The 291-nt window shown below is 73.5% G+C and carries 1 protein-coding gene; it reads left to right on the top strand.

From position 1 onward, the window contains the following. Positions 1-291 (top strand): hypothetical protein (locus WA788_RS35755; RefSeq protein ID WP_335984705.1); only part of this gene is annotated, 291 nt, incomplete at both ends.

Raw genomic sequence — 291 nt, 5'->3', positions numbered from 1 at the left:
CGGTGGCGGTGGGTGCGGCGCTGCTGTCGCGGTCGCGGTTCGACCACCGCGCGGTGGTGGTGGGCGCCGACGCGGGTGAACTGGTCGCCGGGTTGCGGGCGTTGGCGGCAGGGGAGTCGGTGGCGAACGTGGTGGACGGTGTGGGGCGGAGCGGGCGCCGGGTGGCGGTGTTGTTCGCGGGTCAGGGTGCGCAACGGCTGGGGATGGGGCGCGCGTTGTACGGGGAGTCCGAGGTGTTCGCTGCGGCCTTCGACGAGATCGTGGCGGAGTTGGACCGGCACCTCGATGTCC

This window comes from Streptomyces sp. CA2R106 (assembly GCF_037034245.1).
Taxonomy (GTDB): domain Bacteria; phylum Actinomycetota; class Actinomycetes; order Streptomycetales; family Streptomycetaceae; genus Actinacidiphila.
This window is presented reverse-complemented; position numbering and strand designations above follow the sequence as displayed.